This window comes from Rhizobium sp. L9, from assembly GCF_002531885.1.
Taxonomy (GTDB): Bacteria; Pseudomonadota; Alphaproteobacteria; order Rhizobiales; family Rhizobiaceae; genus Rhizobium.
In genome coordinates this window covers 60,913-80,621 of sequence record NZ_NWSZ01000025.1, presented here as the reverse complement: position 1 = coordinate 80,621, position 19,709 = coordinate 60,913, and the positions used below count along the sequence as shown (strand labels likewise).

Genomic DNA, 19,709 nt, shown 5'->3' with positions numbered 1-19,709 from the left:
GATGACGATGATCTTCGGCATTCCCCTGCAGGCGCTGCTCGGCCAGCTTCTGATCGGCCTGATCAACGGCTCGTTTTATGCGCTGCTCAGCCTCGGCCTCGCGATCATTTTCGGCCTTCTAAGGGTGATCAACTTCGCCCATGGCGCCCAATATATGCTCGGCGCCTTCGTCGCCTATCTGTTGTTGACTTATGCCGGCATCGGCTACTGGCCGTCGCTGATCCTGGCGCCCATCATCGTCGGACTCGCCGGCGCGATCATCGAGCGGCTGTTCCTGCGCCGGCTCTACGATCTCGATCCGCTCTACGGCCTGCTTTTCACTTTCGGGCTGGCGCTCGTCGTCGAGGGCACCTTCCGCTATCTCTATGGCTCGTCCGGCCAGCCCTATGCGACGCCCCCAGCCCTTGCCGGCGGCGCCAATCTCGGCTTCATGTTCCTGCCGATCTATCGCGGCTGGGTGGTCGTCGTCTCGCTCGTCGCCTGTCTCGGCACATGGCTTCTGATCGAGAAGACCAAACTCGGGGCCTATCTTCGCGCCGCCACCGAAAATTCCGTCCTGGTGCAGGTCTTCGGTGTGAACGTGCCAGTGCTGCTGACGCTCACTTATGCGCTTGGCGCCGGACTTGCAGCCTTTGCGGGCGTGCTGGCCGCACCGATCTACCAGGTCTCGCCGCTGATGGGCTCGAATATGATCATCGTCGTCTTCGCCGTGGTCGTCGTCGGCGGCATGGGATCGATCATGGGCGCGATCATCACCGGTTATGTGCTTGGCATCGCCGAGGGCCTAACCAAAGTTTTCTATCCCGAGGCTTCCAACATCGTGATCTTCGTCATCATGGCGATCGTGCTTCTCATCAGGCCCGCGGGCCTCTTCGGCCGGGATGCTTGACATGGCTGACATCACCGAAACCATCCGAACGGAAAAAAGCCGGACCGCCCTTTCGGTCCAGGCCGGCTTCCTTCTCGTGGGACTGCTGCTCCTGCTGCTGGCGCCGTTCTTCTTCTATCCGATCTTCCTGATGAAGCTCCTGTGCTTCGCGCTGTTTGCCTGCGCCTTCAACCTGCTGCTCGGCTATACCGGCCTACTCTCCTTCGGCCATGCCAGCTTCTTCGGCGGTGCGGCCTATTTCACCGCCTATACGGTGAAATCATGGGGCCTGCCGCCGGAGCTCGGCATTCTGATCGGAGTAGCGGGGGCGGCCTTTCTCGGCCTCGTCATGGGTTTCTTCGCCATCCGCCGCCAGGGCATCTATTTCGCGATGATCACGCTGGCGCTGTCGCAGATGTTTTTCTTCTTCTGCCTGCAGGCGAAGTTCACCGAGGGCGAAGACGGCATCCAGTCGGTGCCGCGCGGCCATCTCTTCGGCGTCATCGATCTCAACAGCTCGACCAACATGTATTATTTCGTGCTCGCCGTGTTCATTATCGGCGTGCTGATTATCTGGCGTTTCATCAATTCGCCCTTCGGCATGATCCTGAAATCGATCCGCGAAAACGAGCAAAGGGCGATCTCGCTCGGCTATTCGGTTGCGCGCTACAAGCTCGGCGCTTTCGTCATGTCGGCGGCGCTGGCCGGGCTGGCGGGCGCGGTGAAATCGATCGTCTTCCAGTTCGCGACGCTCACCGACGTCGCCTGGCAGATGTCGGGCGAGGTGATCCTGATGACACTGCTCGGCGGTATCGGCACGTTGATCGGCCCGCTTTTCGGTGCTGGGTTGGTGGTGGCGCTGGAAAACTACCTCGCCACCTCGGAATTCCCGGTCACGATCATCACCGGCGTCGTCTTCATGGTCTGCGTGCTGATCTTCCGCCGCGGCATTATCGGCGAATTCTACGCTTCGCGACTGGGCCGGAAGCTGGGCTTCGTCTATCGCCGCTAGCTCCTCTTCCGCAGCGGACGGCGGAAGCGGCAGGCATTGGAATTTCGTGCAGGGCGCACATGGATCGTTACGACTACATCATCATCGGGGCAGGCAGCGCAGGTTGCGTGCTCGCCAATCGTCTATCCGCCGACGGCAGGAGCCGCGTGCTGCTATTGGAAGCCGGCGGCAGCGACAACTACCACTGGATCCATATCCCCGTCGGCTATCTCTATTGCATCAACAATCCGCGCACCGACTGGTGTTTCACCACGGCGCCGGAAGTGGGGCTGAACGGCCGGTCGCTGAGTTATCCCCGCGGCAAGGTGCTCGGCGGCTGCTCGTCGATCAATGGCATGATCTATATGCGCGGCCAGGCGCGCGATTACGATCTCTGGCGGCAGATGGGCTGCACCGGCTGGGGATGGGACGATGTTCTGCCCTTCTTCCGCAAGTCAGAGGATTTTTACCGCGGCGAAGACGAGATGCATGGGGCTGGCGGCGAATGGCGCATCGAGAAGGCGCGTGTGCGCTGGGCCGTGCTCGACGCTTTCCAGCAGGCGGCGAGGGAAGCCGGCATTCCGGAGACAGAGGATTTCAACCGCGGCAACAACGAAGGCTCCGGCTATTTCGACGTCAACCAGCGCTCCGGCATTCGCTGGAATACGTCGAAGGCCTTTCTGCGCCCGGCAATGCGGCGCTCCAACCTGACGGTCCTGACCAAGGCGCAGGTGCGGCGGCTGCTGGTCGAGGAGGGGGCGGTCTCCGGTGTAGAATTTCAGCATCAAGGCGTGGCCAAGCGTGCCTACGCGGCGAAAGAGACAGTGCTTTCGGCCGGCTCGATCGGTTCGCCGCATATTCTCGAGCTATCGGGCGTTGGCAGGGGCGAAGTTCTGCGGCAGGCGGGTGTCGATGTGGTCACCGAGGTAAAGGCGGTCGGCGAGAACCTGCAGGATCATTTGCAACTGCGCCTCGCCTACAAGGTGACCGGGGTTCCGACGCTGAATGAGAAGGCGACGAAGCTGATCGGCAAGGCAGCGATCGGGCTCGAATATCTCGTCCGCCGCTCCGGCCCGATGGCGATGGCGCCGAGCCAGCTCGGCATCTTCACCCGGTCAGGCCCGGACCGGGAAACGCCGGATCTGCAATATCATGTGCAGCCGGTGTCGCTGGAGAAGTTCGGCGATCCGGTCCATCCTTTCCCGGCGATCACCGCCAGCGTCTGCAATCTGAGGCCCGAAAGCCGCGGTTCGGTGCACCTGTCGAGCCCGGATTTCGCCACCCAGCCGACCATCAGCCCGAAGTACCTCTCGACGCAGCGCGACCGTGACATAGCTGTCCGTTCAATACGGTTGACGCGCAGGATCGTGGCGCAGCCGTCCTTCGCCCGTTTTAGGCCGGAAGAATTCAAGCCCGGGCCGAACTACCAGACGGAGGCCGATCTGGAGCGGGCGGCGGGCGATATCGGCACGACGATCTTTCATCCGGTTGGTACCTGCCGTATGGGCGCCGACCGGGACAGCGTCGTGGATCCCAGGCTGAAACTAAGGGCGCTCGGCAAGCTCAGGATCGCCGACGCCTCGGTGATGCCGTCGATCACCTCGGGCAACACCAATTCGCCGACCATCATGATCGCCGAAAAGGCGGCGGCGATGATCCTCGAAGACAATCGATAGGAGAAGACCATGGCAAAGATTGCATTCATCGGCCTCGGCAATATGGGCGGCCCGATGGCGGCCAATCTCGTCAAGGCAGGCCACGAGGTCCTTGGCTTCGATCTCGCTGCTTCGGTGCTGAAGGCGGCCGAGGCAAGCGGCGTCAAGCCGGCAAGCAATGCCAGCCAAGCGGTCAAGGACGCGGAGATCATCATCACGATGCTGCCGCAGGGCCGGCATGTGCTGACGGCGTGGACCGACATCCTGCAGACCGCTGCGCAGGGCACGCTGGTCATCGATTGCTCCACAATCGATGTGGAAAGCAGCCGCAAGGCGCATGAGATGGCCAAGGCCGCAGGCTGCCTGTCGCTCGACGCGCCGGTCTCCGGCGGTACGGGTGGGGCGAGCGCGGGCACGCTGACGTTCATGGCGGGCGGCTCGGACGAAGCCTTCGCGCGGGCGAAACCGATCCTCGAGGCGATGGGCAAGAAGATCGTTCATTGCGGCGAGGCGGGTGCCGGCCAGGCGGCGAAGATCTGCAACAATATGATCCTCGGCATTTCGATGGTCGGCGTCTGCGAAGCCTTCGTGCTGGCCGAAAAACTCGGCCTCTCGCACCAGGCCCTGTTCGACGTCGCCTCGACCTCATCGGGACAGTGCTGGTCGATCAACACCTATTGCCCGGTGCCCGGGCCGGTCCCGACATCGCCGGCCAATAACGATTACAAGCCGGGCTTTGCCGCGGCGCTGATGCTGAAGGATCTGAGGCTCTCGCAGGAGGCGGCGCTCGCAAGCGGCGCCTCGACGCCGCTCGGTGCGGAAGCGGCTCAGCTTTATGCGCTCTTCGACAAGCAGGGCAATGGCGGCAGGGATTTTTCCGCCATTATCGAGATGTTCCGCGAAAAGCCGTGAGCGCTGCGCGCTATTCTCCCGCGCTCCGACGCGACAGCAGCCAGATCAGATAGGGGCCGCCGATCAGGGCGGCGAAGAGGCCGACCGGCACCTGATAGGGGTAGATGACGACGCGCGACAGCCAATCCGCCGCCGTCAGCACGCCGGCGCCGAAGATCAGGCTCGCCGCAAGTTGGTGGCCCGGTGCGCGGAAGCCGGCCAGGCGCGCCAGATGCGGCGCAATCAGGCCGGTGAGGCTGAGCGGCCCGACCAGGAACGAGGCGATCGCCGTCATCAGCGCAGCGAAGATGGCGAGCACCAGACGGCTCGCTCCGACGGGAAGGCCGACGGCGCGGCTCAAGCCGGTTCCGAGCGGCAGGATCGTCAGCCAGCGGCTGAGGAAAGGCAGCGGCGCGGTCAGCGCGACCAGCGAGATGACGGCTGTCCAGGCTTCGAAGGCGCCGGCGCGGTTGGTCGAGCCGGAAAGCCAGGTGAGCAGGATATAGCCGCGCATGTCACCCTGGGCGAGCACCATCGTTACGACCGCCATCGCGAAGGCGCTGATGCCGACGCCCGCCAGCAACATGCGTTCCGGCGAGAATTGCGCGCACGCTGAGATGGTGATCATGGCGATGAAGGCGGCCAGCGCGCCGATCGCCATTGCAATCAGCATGATGGCAGGCGAGGGAAAACCGAAGAGGAAGAGCGCCACCGTCAGGCCCGCGCCGGCGCCGCCGCTGACCCCGAGGACCTCCGGGCTCGCAATCGGATTGCCTGTCATGCGCTGCATGAGGAAGCCTGCCGCCGCCAGCATGGCGCCTGCCGCCGCTACGGTCGTCCGCGGCAGGCGGAAGGGCAGGAGGTCGATGAGGAGTGCGCCGGTCGCGACATGCCAGCCGTCATCGGCGTGGCCGACGGTGAGGACGAGGGCAAACAGCAGGGCGAGCGCAATCAAGAGGATGGCTAGGGTTTGAAGCGGCTTTGCCAGCCTCTTTGAGGCTTCGGCCGGCCGGGCGGCAACGACTGAAACGGAGTGGATGCGCGGCAGCAGGAAGAGCAGCAGTGGCCCGCCGAGCAGGGCGGTCGCCGCCCCCGTCGGCACGAGATCGGTGAAGCCGGGGCCGAGGATTTGGGTAAGGCAATCGGTCAGGAAGAGCAGTCCGGCGCCGGTCAACGGTGCCGTCACGATCAGCCTGTCTGTGCCGCGCGCCCCGGCAAGCCTTGCGATTGCCGGGGCAGCGAGGCCAAGGAAACCGATTATGCCGACCTCTGATGTCACCGAGGCGGCGAGCCAGACGGCGAGGGCGACGATCGCGAGGCGAGTGGAGTGCAGGGCAAGGCCGAGGCTTCGAGCGCCGCCGTCGTCGAGCGCGAGGATGCGGAGCGGCCGAACCAGCAGCAGGGCCGCGATGAAGCCGAGGACAAGCCGGGGGCCGAGCGAGACGACGCCGTTCCAATCCTGCTGGCTGAGCGAGCCGGCGCCCCAGATATAGATCGACATGGCATATTCGCCGCGCGCCAGGATCAGCGTGACGCTGAGGGCCGAGGCGATAAGGCTGACGATCATGCCGGAAAGCGCCACGCTTACCGGATCAAGCCCGCGCCGCCAGCTCAAAGCCAGGACGATGGTGACAGCCGCAAGCCCCCCGCCAAAGGCCGCCACCTCGCGCGACAATCCGATGAGCAGGGGCGAGACGCTCATGGTCGCCGTCATCGCCAGTTCCGCGCCGGAGGCGATGCCAAGCGTGGAGGCATCGGCGATCGGATTGCGCAGGACACGCTGCAGCAAAGTGCCGGAAAGGCCGAGGGCGGCGCCGGTGATCAGGGCCAGCACGGCGCGGGGCATGATGCCATCCCAGAGCAACACGCTGTTCAGCATGGCTGCGCCGGCATCGCCGTGCGGAACCTCGGGACGCGTCACGACGAGGAGCGCAAAGGCAGCAATGCAAAGTGCGGCCAGGATCAGCCCGGGAACCGGCATGCTCGCGCTTCGCGACGGCCTGGCGCGGCTAACCATTCCATGCATGGCTAAGCCCCTCCGCCAACAGATCGGCAAAGCGGCTGGCCGCCGGCAGCGCGCCATAGGGGTTAACCGCGCCGAGCGTCAGCACCCGCTTCTCGCGCACGGCCGGCAGCGCGTTCCAGAAGCTGCTGGCGGAGAGTGTGGCGATCGCGTCGGCCGGATGCGGCGGGATCATGATGATCCAGGCGTCGGGTATCGATGCCAAGGCCTCGATGCCGATGGGGGCTGCGGCGGAGTAGCTGGTCGCGCCCTGCCAGGCATTGGTGAGGCCGACGCGTTTCAGCACCTCGCCGAACATGCTGTCGGAGCCGAAGACGCGGAAATGCCTGGTATCGCCGAGATTGATCGGGATGACCGGGCGTCCGTCGCCGGCGGCAAAGAGAGACCTATACCGATCGAGCCTTGCGGAAAGCTCCTCGGTCAGCTCTTTGGCAGCGGCAAGCTGCAGGCGCTCGCCGATCGCAAGCGTGACTTGCTCGGCCAGCACAAAGGGGCTTTCGCCCGGCTTGTAGATCGCATGACTTTCAACAGGCGCGACCGCGCGCATGCGCTCATCCGCCCAGGCATAGAAATTCGAATTGAAGATCAGGTCCGGCCGCGCAAGCCGCAGCACCTCGAAATTCGGCGTGCCGCGCAAACCCAGATCAGATACCGTAGCAGGTACTTTAGGCGTGACGGCCGCCTCGCGGAATTGCCGCAGCTCCGTTGCCGCAACGACGTTGGCGCCGATTGCCAGCAGGGTTTCGAGCAGCGCCCAGTCGAGCGTCGCGACGCGTCCGCTCCCCGCCGCCCGCGACAACGCGGGAGCGGAGAGCGAGGCCGCCGCACCGGCCAGAAACTGCCTGCGGGAGAAGTAGGCCAGAAAAGCCATGACCTACAACAGATAGCTTACCGGCTCGTTTCGAACCGGATGCGGGAAGACGCCCATGCCGACGCCGAAGATCGATTGCAGCTTGTCGGCCTGCATGATCTCGGCGGGCGTGCCCTCGGCGGTGATCCGGCCGCGATTGAGCGCGATGATCGCGTCGCAGTAGCGCGCGGCAAGATTGATATCGTGCAGCACGATGACGACGGTCAGCCCGCGCTCGTGGCTGAGCCCCTGCACGAGCGATAGCACGCTCGCCTGATGGGCGAGATCGAGCGCCGAAGTCGGTTCGTCGAGCAGCAGGCAACGGGCGTCCTGAGCAAGCATCATGGCGATCCAGGCGCGTTGCCGCTCGCCGCCGGACATGGCGTTGACGAGGCGATCGGCAAAATCTTCGAGCTCGGTGCGGACGATCGCCTCCTCGACCATCCTGCGGTCGGTGGCGGTGAAGCGGCCGAGCGTGCCATGCCAGGGGAAACGGCCGAGGGCGATCAGTTCGCGAACGCTCATCCCGTCGGTCGCCGGCGTGAATTGAGGCATATAGGCGACGTGGCGGGCAAATTCCCGGGCGCCCCAGTCGCTTGCCGGCTTGCCGCCGAAGGAGACGGCGCCGGATTTTGGCGTGATCTGGCGGGCGATGATCTTCAGAAGCGTGCTCTTGCCGGAACCGTTTGGACCCACCAGTCCGTAAATGCGGCCGCGCTCGAGCGTCACGTCAATGCCGGAGAGGATGGATTTCGGCCCGATGGCATAGTCTATTCCTGACAGGGCAAGGAAAGGCGAAGGCATGGTCTGCTCCAGGTTCGGCGCTGCAATGGGACCGGGAGGACAAGCCCTCCCTTCTCCAGCAGGTTCCTGCAAAACTAAACTCAGATTGTCAACTTACCACTTCCTGCTGAGCTTGAAGGTGACGGTGCGGGCATCGCCGTAACCGCAGACGGTCAGCGCGCTGCAACCCTTGACATATTCCTTGTCGAAGAGGTTCGTGACGTTGAGCGAGGCGCCCCAGTCTTGCCTGTCGTAGCGGATCGCGGCGTCGACGAGGGTGGCGGCCGGCACCTTCTGGGTATTGGCTTCATCGGCCCAGGACCAGCCCTGATGGCGCACACCCGCGCCGAAGCTCATGCCCTCGAAGGCACCTGTCGTCAGCGTATAGTCGATCCACAGGGAGGCGGTCACCTTCGGCACGATGTAGGGCGAATTGCCGACGAGAGCCGGATTGGCCTCGTTTTCCATTACTTCCATGTCCGTATAGGCAAGCGAGGCCAGAACCTTCCAGTTCTCGTTGATATTGACCTTGCCTTCGAGTTCGGCGCCGCGCGAAACGACCTCGCCGAGCTGGCTTTGGGCGAAGGTCACGGGATTGGTGACCGTGTTGTTGCGCTTGGTGATGTGGAAGACCGATGCGGTCAGCGAGCCGTCGAAGAAGCTCGGCTCATATTTGATGCCGCCTTCGAATTGTTCGCCTTCCTCCGGCTTCAGCGCGCCCGAGACGCCTGTGCCGATCAGCGGATTGAAGAAGGTACCGGCGCTGACATAGGGCGTCAGGCCATTGTCGAATTCATAGGCAAGGCCGATACGGCCGCTGACGGCGCTGTCGTTGGTGCTGTAGGTCGTGCCGATCACGGCATCCTGGTTGATGTCGACATAATCGTAGCGACCGTTGAGCGTCAGCAGCCAGCCATCACCGAAATGGATACGGTCCTGGGCATAGACGCCGATCTGGTTCTTGGTGATGACATTGTCGGCATAGACAAAATTGGCACCTTGCGCCGTGCCGTAGACGGGATCGGTGGCGCTGATCGGATTGGAGCCGCAGCAGGCCTGCCAATTGTCGAGGCGGTAATAGGTATAATCGAGCCCGACGAGCAGGTTATGCGTGGTGCCGCCGATTTCGGCCTCGCCTTCGAGCCGGTTATCGATCGAGAAGCTATCGACGCCTGAGCGGCCTTCGAAGCCGATGCGCGCCAGCTGATAATCCGGTCCTGTCGGCACGCCGCCGACCCAGCCGTTGAGGTAGGGCCCGACTTCATGCTTGTCGAGCCGGCCGTAGCGGGTGTTCTGGGAGAACTTGATGCCATTGTCGAATTCATGCTCGAATTCGTAGCCGAACATCTTCTGTACATAGCTGCCGTCATCGATGTCAGGCTCGCCATAGAAGGCGTCGCGATCGATCTTGCCGAAAGGCGCGTCCTCGACCGTGCCGACATAGGGGAAGAAGCCGTTGCCGGTATGGACCTGGTCGAGGCCGGCGAGATAGCCCCAGACGGTGAAGCTCGTGCTGTCATCCGGCGAAATCGTCAGCTGCGGCATGATGAAGCCGCGCAGATCCTCGGAAAAATCCGAATAGTTGTCGCCGCTGGCGACCTTGCCGGTGATGCGATAGCTCATCGTTCCGCTGGAGCCGATCTTGTCGGAGACATCGAAACCGGTGAAGGCGTTGCCGTTGCTGTTGATGCCGATCTCCGTATAGAAGAGCGGCTCGTCGAGCGGGCGCTTGCGAACGAGGTTGACGATGCCGCCGGGGTTTGATCCGCCGTAAAGTACGGAGGCGGGACCCTTGAGCACCTCGACGCGCTCCAGCATGAAGGGATCGAGCTGGAAGCCTCCGAAGCCGTAGCTGAAGAGTGTCAGATTGTCGAAGAAGACGCCAGTCTGCGTCGCGTCGAAGCCGCGGATGTAGAACCAGTCCGTATCGCCGTCGTTGCCGAAGGGCTGCGATGTGACTCCAGGCGTATAAAGCAGCGCCTCGTCGATCTTGTTGGTGATGCCGCGGTCTTCCATTTCCTCAGTGCCGATGACGGAAACGGATTGCGGGATTTCATTAAGGGGAGTGTCGCTCTTGGAGCCGGTGGAGGAGTTCTTGGCGACATAACCTTTGACCGGACTGGTCGCGGTGTCGCTGCCGCCCTGGATGACGATCGGCTCAAGCTCCGTCGAGGTTGCGTCCTGCGCCGAGGCGATGCCCGCCATCAGGCCGGCGAGCGCAACGCCTGCCAACAAATTTGTCTTGAAGATGGGACCCCTGGTCTGCCCACGCATGTCTTGTACCCCACTCGTGCCGCGACGCTGACCACGCGGCGAAACCTTGAATAAGATGAGTGCCTAACTCAATTTTATTGGGTGGGCTTGTCTCGATCGACGAAAATTGAACGTTCTTGGGCAATTCTCCGCATTGCAAACAATTGCCCAATGAGCGTTGCCGTCAGGCAACTTGAGCCTTCTTCCAGCTTGCCGGCGTGGTGCCGACATGTTTGCGGAAGACGCGGGTAAAATGCGCCTGATCGGCAAAGCCGGTTTCGGCGGCGATGGCCGTCAGCGCATATTGGCTCTCGATGAGCAGCCGCTTTGCTTTGTCGAGCCGGGCATTGGTCTGCCATTGATGGGGAGCGATGCCGGTCGAGGCTTTGAAGGCATGGCTGAAATGCGATTGCGAGAGGCCGGTCAGGTCGGCAAGTTCCTCGAGGCGGATATTGCGCAGGCAGTTTTCTTCGATGAAGTCGGTGGCGCGGCGAAGCTGCCAGCCGGCGAGTTTGCTGCGTTTGCGCGGCACGGCCCTGGAAAGCTTCAGTACGTCGATGATCAACGCCAAGGCAAGGCCGTCGCCATAGAGATCGTGCAGCGGCTCCGGATTGAGGCATTCGGCAGCGACAAGCTGCGCGAGCGCCAGGACCCGTTCATCGGAAAACAGGAGCTGGGGGCTTTCCAGCCGGCGCGGGTCGATATCCTCCGTCAACCGGCGGCTGATGGTGTCGGCATCGAAATGCAGGTCGAGATGGCGCACCGAGTGCACGTCGGTCAGCTCGGCCCAGACTTCCATGCCGGCCGGCACGTAGGAGATCGGCCGTTTTTCCGTGTCCTGAACGGCGCCTTGCGCTCTCGGCGAAAGCTTGATGCGCGAATTGCCCGGTCCGCGTTTGTCGAGCATGATGAAGAGCCGCGGATCCTGTGAGACATAATAGCCGCCAGCATAAGAGGCGCATTCTACATCCCAGACATCGGCGACGATGCCGTTCCACAGGCGGCGATGCACGCCGCCCATGACGGAAAAGCCCTGGATCTTGTTCTGCATCCGCGGTTGAAACGTCATTTTCATTTTCCGCCTCCGGCCACGCGCCAGAGTAAACCTTCAATTAATAGTCAAGTTTACTTACAATAGGCGGAAGCGGATGACAATCACCAATCCGGAGACCAAAATTACAGTCAGATCATGCCTGCGACACCGAGAAGCTCAGCCTGCTGTCGCCGAGCAGGATGTCGATCTCGCCGGGTTCGCTCAGTTCGATCGCGCCGCTCAACGTGCCTGTCGTGATGAGCGCACCCGCCTTCAGCGATGTTTCAGGGCGCAGCCCATCATTGGCGTAATCGGCGAGCCAGGTGAGAACATCACCCTTTGGATGCCGCGCCGGACCGTCATAGATGGTGCGACCGGCATAGGTGACCTTGAGCGGCGTGCCGCCGGCAGTGTCGACGGCACTATTGTCCAGCTTCGGGCCGAGCACGTAGCCGCTGTTGCCGAGGCGGTCGGCGAGGAACAGTAGAAACGAAACGCCGCCGCTTTCCCTGACGGCGCTGACCAGCAGTTCGGCGCCGAGATGGACGGCGGCGATCGCCTCGACCACGTCGGCGCGGCTGTACGGCTTGCCCGCGCGGATCGGCAGGTCCTTGCCGAGGCGCACGGCGATCTCGGTTTCGAATTTCAGCCCTGGATACCAGGGGATTTCAGCACCTGAGACGGCTTCGGCATAGGGATGCAGCGGACCGCTGACGGCGTGGCCTTGCGGCGAAACCGTCACCTTCCATGCATTGCTGGAAATGCCGTCGGCCGCGGCGAGAAAGTGCTGCGCTTCCATCGCCTGATGGAGATTGGCCGGCGACAGGAAGGCGCTGGTCGCCTCCTGTCTGCCGGCCCGCCGTAGACTGTAAAGCCTGGCTGCGAGGGCGCGCGGATCGAATGCTTCTGTCATGCTGTCTCCTCGACCTGAGTTTCGAGGCGTCACACTAACCGCAAGCCGGTGAGGAACAAGGGGGCGTTACAGGAAAAGCTCCTATTCCATTTCCGCGAACCAGCGATCCCGATAGACCTTCAACCCGGCAATTTCGGACGGCGGAACATGTGTCTCGGCACCGGAGACTGGCCGGATGCCAGTCAGAAGTGCAGCCCCCTGGCTGGTGCCGGTGGAGCCTGGATGGGCGACGACAACACGGCCGGTGAGGGCGGCGAGCAGCTTAAGATAGGTTTCATTCAGGGCAAACGGCCCTTCAACGATGACAGGACCCTTGGCGCCGATCAGTCCGAGGCATGCGTCGGTCATCAGTGCGAGATAGAGGCAGACGGCGGCAAAACGCTTCTCGCGGCTTGCGGCCTCGGCGCCGACCCAGCGGCCTGCCTTTCCCGGAAAGGGTCCGGAGCCTGGGGCGACGTTGGGCAGCAGCATCATGGCCTTGCCGATCACCGCATCGATCGCTGCCCAGCCGGCTTCGTCGTCCACCTGACCGATCTCGGCCGAAAGCATTTCGAATTCCCGCCCGCCCATGAAGCGCGACGATGGAACGGCGCGACCGTAGGCGTCGACATTGGCAAGCGTATCGCGGTTCGCATCGAGATGATCGAGATCGCCGCCCACGCCGAAACTGATGACCCAGGTGCCGGTGGAGACGACGGCGAAGGGGGCCTCCCGATGGACGAGGTGCGGCAGCAGCGAGGCGTTGGAATCGTGAATGCCGCAATAGACCGGGACAGGTGCTGAAAGGCCGAGTTCGGCGGCGACCTCGGGCAGAACAGGGCCGAGCGCGTCGAAGGCCGAGCGGATCGGCGCCATCAGCGCGCGGATGCCGAGCCGGTCGACGAGCGAAGAGTAGGTGCCGCTTCTCGGATTCCAGAGATCGGTATGGCAGCCGAGCGACGTCAGTTCATTTGCGGCGACACCCGTCAAGCGCGCCGCCCAATATTGCGCATAGGTGAGAATTGTCTCGACCGCGGCAAACTGCTGCGGAAAGACGCTCTTCTGATAGTGCAACTGCGCGCCGACATTGAGGCCCATCGCCAGGCGCGGCGAGAAGGTTTCGGCGAAGGAGGGACGCAAAGCGGTATAGGCATCGCGGATCGCCTCAGGATATTCGTGCTCGTAATCGATCACAGGCATGGCGAGCGCGCCATTGCGGTCGAGCAGTGCGGCTGCGGCGCCGTGGGTGGTAATCGAAATGGCATCGAAACCCGGTTCCCGCGCCAGGCTCTTCAGCGCATCGAGCGCGAAGGCCCAGAGCGCCTCTATGTCGTAATGCGGGTAGGGACCTTTCTTGATCGCAATGTTCGGCCGCTTCAGGACGGCAATTTCGGCACCGGTCGCGCTGTCGAGCACGACGACCTTGGCATTGGTCTTGCCGATGTCCAGGACGGCGATGCGGCGGTAGGAGCTCGCGGTCATGGCATATGGAAGAGGGTGACGAGGTCGCTTTGAACGGGCGAATTATCCGGATTGGTCGCCATGATATCGGCCATATGAGCCCACCATTTCTTCATGACCGGATGGTCCGGCAAGCTCGCCATCGTGTGATCGGTTGGCCGCGTCAGAACGCCGAACAGCGTATTGGTCTCGCGGTCGAGATGGATGGAATAGTCGCTGGCGCCCGACTGATGCAGGAGATCGACCAGTTCCGGCCAGATCTCGTCATGCCGCTTGCGGTATTCGGCTTCCATGCCGGGATTGAGCTGCATCTTGAAGGCGTGTTTTTCCAGGGTCATCGGGAGCTCATGAGCTTGATGCGGCGGGCGAGGATCGGGATGGCGATGGTGATGATCAGAAGCAGGCCGATGAAAATCGACATGACGATGCCGGGCACGTTCAACAGGCCGAGGCCGAAGGTGACGAGGCCCATGACGAAGGCGGCGATGACGACGCCGCCGATCGTGCCGGAGCCGCCGAGGATCGAGATGCCGCCGAGAACGACCATGGTGACGACTTCGAGTTCCCAGCCCTGCGCGATCGACGGCCGGGTCGAGCCGAGGCGCGAGGTCAGGCAAACGGCAGCAATGCCGCTCATGATGCCGGTCAGCAGGAAGAGAATGAATTTGACGCGTTCGACCGGAATGCCGGAGAAGCGGGCGGCGAAATCGTTGTTGCCGATCGCATAGACCTGCCGGCCGAAATTCGTCGCATGCAGCAGGATGGCGAAGAGGATCGCGAGCACGATGAACAGCACGAATTCGAACGAGATCACCCAGACGACATAACCCTGGCCGAAATAGGCGAAGTCGGCCGGATACTTGCCATAGGCCTGGTCGCCGAGCACGATATAGGAAATGCCGCGGAACAGGCTCATCGTGCCGATGGTGACGACGATCGACGGCAGCTTCAGCACCGAGACCAGCACGCCGTTGAAGATGCCGCAGGCAAGGCCGGTGCCGATGCCGATCAGCACCAGGCCCGGCGTGCCGACGCCGGCCTGTGCTGCCGCGCCCATCGCAGTTGAGGCGAGCGCGATGATGGCGGCGACCGAAAGATCAATTTCGCCCGAGATGACGAGCAGCGCCATGGCGAAGGCGATCATCGCCTTTTCGGTGAAGTTGAAGGTGGCATCCGACAGGTTCCAGGCATCGAGGAAATAGGGCGAGGCCAGGGAATTGAAGATGAAGATCAGGACGGCGACACCGAAGAGCAGCACTTCCCAGCTTGCGACGATGCGGCGGAAGGGTGTGCCGAGGCGGTCCGGGATGACGCGCTTTTCGGGCTGTGGTGAAACGGCGCTCATGCTGCGGCCTCCGTTCTGATTTCGGCTGCGGCGCGGTCGCGCAGGATGATGCGGCCCCGGTTGCGCTCACGCCGGGCGTTGAAGGCGACGGCGAGAATGATGACGGTGCCGGAGATCGCCATCTGCGTGAAGGGCGAAATGCCGATGACCGGCAGGGCGTTCTTGATGACGCCGAGGAAGAGTGCGCCAAGCACCGTGCCGGCGACCGAGCCGACGCCGCCGGCAATCGAAATGCCGCCGATGACGCAGGCCGCGACGCTGTCGAGTTCGAAGCCGTTGGCGATATCGACATAGGCGACCGCGTAACGCGACACCCAGAGATAGCTGGAGAGGCCGGCAAGCGCGCCCGACAGCACGAAGGCAAGGAACTTCGTCCGGCCGGTATCGATGCCGGCATAGACGGCCGCTGTTGGATTGCCGCCGGTCGCATAGGCCGCGCGGCCGAATTGGCTGTAGCGCAGCAGCATATACATCAGCGCGACGATGACGATCGCAACCCAGCTCAGCACCGGCAGGCCGAGGATCGGCGTGCGGGGAACGGCGAGGAAGGTCGGCGTCATCTGGTGTGCGTTCACCCAGGCGCCGCCCGAGAGCACGAAGGCCATGCCGCGATAGATGGTGAGGGTGCCGAGGGTGACGACGATCGGCGGGATTTCGAGGCGCCAGACGAGGAAGCCGTTGATGGTGCCGAGGGCCGCGCCGATCACCACCGCCGCAAGGATCAGCACGATCAGCGGCAGGCCCGGAAAGGCCGCGTTCATCATCGCGATTGCCATGCCGGTAAAGGCAAGGTTGGCGGCAACCGAGAGATCGATCGATTTCGTCAGGATCACCGTCATCTGGGCAAGCGCCAGGATGATGAGGATCGCGGTGTCGTTGAAGGTGCCGGCGAGATTGTCCGGTGTGGCGAAATCGGCGGCCCGCGTCGAGAAGACGGCAATCATTACCACGATGATGGCAAAGAGCAGGTTCTCGCGTTTTTTGATCAGTTTGGCCATGCTCATCACCTCATGCATTTCCGGTCGCCGCGCGCACCAGCGCTTCCGGCGAAAGCTGATCGCGCTCGAAGAGCCCGGCGGACAGACCTTCCTTCATCACCAGCACCCGGTCCGACATGCCGATGATCTCGGGCAGTTCGGAAGAGATCATGATGATCGAGAGGCCCTCTGCGGCAAGCTCGCTGATGAAGCCGTGGACGGCAGCCTTTGAGCCGATGTCGATGCCCTTCGTCGGCTCGTCGAGGATGATGACCTTGGGCATGGTGGCGAGCCACTTGCCGATGACGACCTTCTGCTGGTTGCCGCCTGACAAGGTGCCGACCGGGACGGAGAGGGCTGCGGCGCGCAGATCCAGCCGCTCGGCATATTTGCGGGCGAGCGCGAATTCTTCCGCCGCCTGCAGGAAACCTTTGCGCGAGGTCCGTGTCAGCGACGGCAGCGTCATGTTCTGGTAGATCGGCATCGGCAGCGCCAGGCCGTGGCGGCCGCGCTCCTCCGGCACATAGACGATGCCGGCCTTGATGGCATCATGCGGCGAATGGATCGAAATTTCCCGGCCCTCGAGCGTCAGCCGCCCCGAGAGCGGCTTCGTGATGCCGAAGAGCGATTGCGCCAATTCCGAGCGGCCGGCGCCGATCAGGCCGTAAATGCCGAGGATCTCGCCCTTGCGCAGCGTCAGCGAAATGTCGCGGAACTCGGTGCGGTGGCTGTATTTTTCGACTTCGAGCACCGGGCCGCCGATGGCAACCTCGATCTTCGGAAAAACGTTTTCGACGTCGCGGCCGACCATCATGCGGACAATTTCGTCCTGCGGCGTTTCCTTCAGCCGCCCCTGGCCGACGGCGCGGCCGTCGCGGAAGACAACGAAATCGTCGGCGATTTCGTAAAGCTCGTCGAACTTATGGCTGATGAACAGGATCGCTTTGCCCTGCTCCTTCAGGCCCTTGATGATGCGGAAGAGGTCGTCGATCTCCTTGCGCGAAAGGGCGGCCGTCGGCTCGTCCATGATGACGATGCGGGCCTCGATCGACAAAGCGCGCGCAATCGCCACCAGGTGGCGCTGCGCGATCGAGAGGTCCTTCAGCCGGATCGTCGGATCGATATTGCTTTCAAGCGCGGTCAGCAGCGTCTTCGAACGGCTGTTCATCACCTGCCAGTCGATGGTGCGAAAGCGCGTGCGCGGCGCATGGCCGAGGAAGATGTTTTCGGCAACCGTCAGCTCGTCGAACAGCACGGTTTCCTGATGGATGGCGGTCACGCCGGCATCGATTGCGGCCTGGGCGCTGGCAAAGCTCGTCGGCCGCCCGTCGACCAGGATCTCGCCCTCGTTCGGCCTGTAGATGCCGGTCAGGATCTTGACGAGCGTCGACTTGCCGGCGCCGTTTTCGCCGATCAGCGCCGTCACCGTACCGGGATGGAGCGCGATGCTGACATTGTCGAGCGCCTTCACCCCGGGAAAGATCTGGGAGATGCCGCGCATTTCCAGAATGGCGGGCGCTTCGCGGGTTTTGCTGTCCGTGGCGGGTTGTTGAAAGGCAGCGTTCATCAGCTTCTACCAATGTCGAATGAGCAATCCCGGCGGCTATCAGGCCGCCGGGCTTTATACGGCTGCTTCGGATCAGAAGACCTTGGAGAACTGGTCGATGTTCGAGGCATTGTAGACGAAGGGATCGGCCATGGCGGCTTCGCCGTTGTCGCCGACCTTGATCTTGCCCATGCGGCCCGCTTCGATTTCGCTGCCCGGCTTGCCGTCGGTCTCACCCTTGACGAGGCGATAGGCGATCTGGGTGGCGGAGTAGCCGAGATCGATCGGGTTCCAGATGGCGAATTCCTTCGTGGCGCCCGACTTGATCGCGCCGGCCATTTCGGACGGCAGGCCGAGACCGGTGACGTAGACCTTGCCAATCAGACCCTTGTCTTCGACGACCTTCGAAGCAGCGAGAACGCCGACCGTCGTCGGAGCGACGATGACCTTGACGTTCGGGTACGACTTCAGCAGGCCTTCGGCTTCACGATAGGACTTGTCCGAGAGGTCGTCGCCGTAAACCGTGGTGACGAGGTTGAGGCCCGGGAAATCCTTGAGCTGCTTCTTCATCTGGTCGATCCAGATGTTCTGGTTGGTCGAGGTGGTCGTGGCCGACAGGATGGCGAAGTCGCCCTTGCCGCCTTCGAGGTGGTCCTTGGCGAGCGTCAAGCACATCTTGCCGATCAGCTCGTTGGAGGACGGGTTAAGCTGCAGGATGCGGCCTTCTGGTGCCACGCCGGAATCCCAGGAAATCACCTTGATGCCGCGCTGGGTAGCCTTCTTCAGCGCCGGAACGAGCGCGTCCGGATCGTTGGCCGACACGGCGATGGCGTCGACGCCCTGAGCGATCAGCGAATTGATGACTTCGATCTGGCCCTCGGCCGTCGTCGAGGTCGGGCCGGTGTAGATAACCTCCACGCCGCCGAGTTCCTTGGCTGCTTCTTGCGCGCCCTTGTTGGCGGCGTCGAAGAAGCCGTTGCCGAGCGACTTGACGACGAGGCCGATCTTGATGTCCTTGGCGCTGGCGGTGCCGGCCATCATGGCGACGGCGAGCGCTACGCCGAGCGCCAGTGTCTTTGCGAATTTCATGTCACTTTCCTCCCATTAAGATTAGACTTCCACACCTCGGCGGCGCCTCATGCGACCGACGAGGAATCCTCCTTCACAAGCTGGGTCACCGGGCTGGCGACGACGAGCCGAACGCCGGCATTCTCGACCATGCGAGCTGCCTCGTCGGTAATCCCGTCATCGGTGATGACCACAGAGACGCGGTCGAGCGCGCAGAGAATGAGGCTCGACCGGCGATTGAATTTGCTTGAATCGACCATGACGATGAGTTCGTCGGCCTGGTGCATCAGCTTCTGCTCGCTCTGGATGATGAGGGCATCCGCCTCCATGATGCCGAGCGGACCGACGCCCTGCGCGCCGATGAACATGCGCCGCGCATAAAAATTGCGGATCGCGTCATTGTCGAAAGGCGACAGGATGAGGCTCTGTTCACGATAGATCGCGCCGCCCGGCACCGTCACCGTGTTCTTGGAATGCTTCACCAGATGTTCGGCGATGGCAAAAGAGTTGGTCATCACCTGCATGCGATGGCCGGCCATGTAATGCACCATCTGGAAGGTCGTGGTGCCGCCATTGATAATGATGGCGTCGCCGGCCTCGCAGAGATCGACCGCGGCGCGTGCAATTGCGCGTTTTTTATCGATGTTGACCGATTCTGAAACCCGGAATGGGCGGCCGGCGAGATTGCCGAGCTGCGGCGGGTGCACCGCTTCGGCGCCGCCGCGGACACGGCGGATCTTGCCCTGCACATGGAGAGCCGCAATGTCGCGCCTGATTGTCGCTTCAGAAGCTTCCGTCAACTCGGAAATGTCCTGGATCGTGACGACGGATTTTTCCTGAACGGCGCTCAAGATGATGCGATGACGTTCGCGTTCGTGCATTGGGCTCCTCCTCTTGTCGTATTTATTTCGTATCCGTTAAAAGCTGTCAATCATAAACGATCATAAATTTTCATATTGCGCTGCACAATAATCGAATTTGATCGTTTTCGATTGACAAACTCCATTTTCATGAGCGATACCGGTCAGCGAAAAGGGGCGCGAACTATCGCGTCCCGATAATGATTTCATATG

17 protein-coding genes are annotated in these 19,709 nt (G+C 62.6%); 4 read left to right on the top strand and 13 right to left on the bottom strand.

The window, feature by feature from the left end; genetic code table 11:
* Position 1: 1 nt before the first annotated feature.
* From CO660_RS24025 to mmsB, 4 genes are read left to right on the top strand one after another with little or no spacing between them, the layout of a single operon-like run.
* Positions 2–889, top strand: a complete 888-nt coding sequence (locus CO660_RS24025; RefSeq protein ID WP_097600822.1) for a branched-chain amino acid ABC transporter permease — start codon at positions 2–4, stop codon at positions 887–889.
* A gap of 1 nt (position 890) precedes the next feature.
* Positions 891–1,880 (top strand): branched-chain amino acid ABC transporter permease, encoded by a 990-nt coding sequence (locus CO660_RS24020; RefSeq protein WP_097600821.1) that lies wholly within the window; start codon positions 891–893, stop codon positions 1,878–1,880.
* Positions 1,881–1,939: 59 nt separating this feature from the next.
* Positions 1,940–3,535, top strand: coding sequence for a GMC family oxidoreductase N-terminal domain-containing protein (locus CO660_RS24015; protein WP_097600820.1), 1,596 nt, complete (start codon positions 1,940–1,942; stop codon positions 3,533–3,535).
* Positions 3,536–3,544: 9 nt separating this feature from the next.
* The gene (gene mmsB, locus CO660_RS24010; RefSeq protein WP_097600819.1) at positions 3,545–4,426 is read left to right on the top strand and encodes a 3-hydroxyisobutyrate dehydrogenase; all 882 of its coding nucleotides are present in this window, start codon (positions 3,545–3,547) and stop codon (positions 4,424–4,426) included.
* Positions 4,427–4,436: 10 nt separating this feature from the next.
* Here mmsB and fhuB read toward each other — a convergent pair whose 3' ends face one another.
* The 13 genes from fhuB to CO660_RS23945 all read right to left on the bottom strand — a co-directional run bounded on the left by fhuB (position 4,437) and on the right by CO660_RS23945 (position 19,517).
* Positions 4,437–6,422 carry a Fe(3+)-hydroxamate ABC transporter permease FhuB gene (fhuB, locus tag CO660_RS24005; RefSeq protein WP_097600818.1) on the bottom strand — a complete coding sequence of 662 codons (1,986 nt, stop codon included), beginning with the start codon at positions 6,420–6,422 and terminating at the stop codon, positions 4,437–4,439.
* Positions 6,415–7,299, bottom strand: a complete 885-nt coding sequence (locus CO660_RS24000) for an ABC transporter substrate-binding protein (protein ID WP_097600817.1) — start codon at positions 7,297–7,299, stop codon at positions 6,415–6,417. Before CO660_RS24000 ends, fhuB begins: the two co-directional genes overlap by 8 nt.
* Before the next feature lie 3 nt (positions 7,300–7,302).
* Complete coding sequence (locus CO660_RS23995) at positions 7,303–8,082, bottom strand: ATP-binding cassette domain-containing protein (protein WP_097600816.1); 780 nt, start codon at positions 8,080–8,082, stop codon at positions 7,303–7,305.
* 93 nt (positions 8,083–8,175) lie between these two features.
* Positions 8,176–10,335 (bottom strand): TonB-dependent siderophore receptor, encoded by a 2,160-nt coding sequence (locus CO660_RS23990; protein WP_097600815.1) that lies wholly within the window; start codon positions 10,333–10,335, stop codon positions 8,176–8,178.
* Positions 10,336–10,498: 163 nt separating this feature from the next.
* Positions 10,499–11,383 (bottom strand): AraC family transcriptional regulator, encoded by an 885-nt coding sequence (locus tag CO660_RS23985; protein WP_097600814.1) that lies wholly within the window; start codon positions 11,381–11,383, stop codon positions 10,499–10,501.
* Between the two features lie 118 nt (positions 11,384–11,501).
* On the bottom strand, positions 11,502–12,260 hold the full coding sequence (locus CO660_RS23980) for a fumarylacetoacetate hydrolase family protein (protein ID WP_097600813.1): 759 nt from the start codon (positions 12,258–12,260) through the stop codon (positions 11,502–11,504).
* Positions 12,261–12,341: 81 nt separating this feature from the next.
* Positions 12,342–13,721, bottom strand: coding sequence for an FGGY-family carbohydrate kinase (locus tag CO660_RS23975; RefSeq protein WP_097600812.1), 1,380 nt, complete (start codon positions 13,719–13,721; stop codon positions 12,342–12,344).
* Positions 13,718–14,038, bottom strand: coding sequence for an L-rhamnose mutarotase (gene rhaM / locus CO660_RS23970; protein ID WP_097600811.1), 321 nt, complete (start codon positions 14,036–14,038; stop codon positions 13,718–13,720). Before rhaM ends, CO660_RS23975 begins: the two co-directional genes overlap by 4 nt.
* The gene (locus CO660_RS23965; protein WP_097600810.1) at positions 14,035–15,045 is read right to left on the bottom strand and encodes an ABC transporter permease; all 1,011 of its coding nucleotides are present in this window, start codon (positions 15,043–15,045) and stop codon (positions 14,035–14,037) included. The genes rhaM and CO660_RS23965 overlap by 4 nt, the downstream gene beginning before the upstream one ends.
* Entirely contained in the window at positions 15,042–16,043 is a 1,002-nt protein-coding gene (locus CO660_RS23960; RefSeq protein WP_097600894.1) for an ABC transporter permease, read from the bottom strand. The genes CO660_RS23965 and CO660_RS23960 overlap by 4 nt, the downstream gene beginning before the upstream one ends.
* 10 nt (positions 16,044–16,053) lie before the next feature.
* Positions 16,054–17,589, bottom strand: coding sequence for a sugar ABC transporter ATP-binding protein (locus CO660_RS23955; protein ID WP_097600809.1), 1,536 nt, complete (start codon positions 17,587–17,589; stop codon positions 16,054–16,056).
* Positions 17,590–17,661: 72 nt separating this feature from the next.
* A complete protein-coding gene (gene rhaS, locus CO660_RS23950; RefSeq protein WP_097600808.1) occupies positions 17,662–18,657 on the bottom strand; it encodes a rhamnose ABC transporter substrate-binding protein in 996 nt (331 codons plus the stop codon).
* Positions 18,658–18,704: 47 nt separating this feature from the next.
* Positions 18,705–19,517, bottom strand: coding sequence for a DeoR/GlpR family DNA-binding transcription regulator (locus CO660_RS23945; RefSeq protein ID WP_085781088.1), 813 nt, complete (start codon positions 19,515–19,517; stop codon positions 18,705–18,707).
* Between the last annotated feature and the right edge of the window lie 192 nt (positions 19,518–19,709).